Annotated in this window: 1 protein-coding gene; it reads left to right on the forward strand. The window is 71.5% G+C overall.

What is annotated here, in order from left to right; translation table 11 throughout:
- Positions 1-173 precede the first annotated feature (173 nt).
- Positions 174-1461, forward strand: a 1288-nt coding sequence (locus tag DAT35_RS58725) for a DUF1565 domain-containing protein (protein ID WP_146210357.1), incomplete at its 3' end; no start/stop codon positions are given.

The following is a 1461-nucleotide window of genomic DNA, read 5'->3' on the forward strand; positions in this document are numbered from 1 at the left end:
CCTGGGAGCACTTCCCCGATGGCTGACTCCCGTACCTGCGAAACCTGCGGCCTCACCGTGCCAGCGGACACCGACGTCTGCCCGCGCGATGGGACCGTGCTGCTCGACGCGTTGTCCCCGCACATTGGGGGCGGCGTTGTGGGAGTGGCCGGAACACTGCCGTGAGGACTCACATGCTCGAGACCAAGAAGCCATGGGCCGCGGCGATCACGCTGGCACTGCTGGCCGCCATCGGGTGCTACGACTTCGACGGGGCCTTCGGCGACTGCGTGCAGACCGGGCGCTGCACACCCGCCACGTGCGATCCTTCTGCGGCGGACCAGCCGGATGATCTCTTCTTCGACGCCAACTGCGATGGCGTGGACGGGATGGCCGACGGCGGCATCTTCGTCGACCCCCAGGCGGGCCAGGACACCATCACGGCAGGCACCCGCGAGGCCCCCTTCAAGACCCTGACGTATGCGCTGCAGCGCAGTCCCGACAGCCATGCCGCCATCTACCTCGCCCAGGGCACCTACGACGAGCCGGGGCTCCAGCTGGACAAGCCCGTCTCGCTCCACGGCGGCTACGGCGGAACGGCGGCGAACTGGGCGCGCAGCGCCAGCAACGTCACCCAGCTCGGCGGGGAGAGCATCGGCCTGACGGTGAGGGGGCTGGGAGCGGATTCCGGCGTCACCCTGGAGTGGTTGCACATCCACTCCAGCACGAACCCGGATGCGGGCGCGCCCTCCATCGGACTGCGGGTGATGGACTCGAGCGGCGTGCGCCTGCGCCATGTGGAGATCACGGCCGGGGCCGGCTCCAATGGCCTGCCCGGCAACGAGCCCCCCATGGCCGTGGGGGGCGCGGACGGAGGGGTGGGCATGAGCGCCTCGTTCGCTTCTCCCACGCCGACCACGGGTGGCCAAGCCGGCGTGAGCAGCTGCGGCTCCGTCAACACCTCGGGCGGACGAGGGGGTGATGGCGGTTTCGAATACGGTTTCCCCACCAATGGCATGCAAGGAACGCCCTCCGCGCGGGGGGGTGACGCGGGACGGATGAACGACCCCGGTTGCCCCCCGGGCCCCACCTGCATCGTCATGGGGTATCCGGGAGACCCCGGGCAGGACGGTCTCGATGGAGACGGCGGAACGCCCGGAGCGGCGGACGACGGCATCGGTACGCTGCTGGTCGACGCCGGCACCTGGGTCGCGAAGAGTGGAGCCGACGGCCGGAAAGGTTCCCCCGGTGGCGGGGGCGGCGGAGGTGGCGGGGGTGGCTACGGCCGCGCCAACTTCTCGGCGGGGGCGGAGGGTGGAGGCGGAGGCGGCGGGGGCGCTGGCGGCTGCCCGGGCGAGGGCGCGGGCGGGGGCAAGGGCGGAGGTGCCTCCATCGCCGTGCTCCTCCTCAACTCCGGGGTGGAGATGGACTCCTGCACCCTGCGGACGACCAACGGAGGCAATGGAGGCGCCGGTGGAAGAG

It is taken from the genome of Vitiosangium sp. GDMCC 1.1324, from assembly GCF_003044305.1.
Classification (GTDB): domain Bacteria; phylum Myxococcota; class Myxococcia; order Myxococcales; family Myxococcaceae; genus Archangium.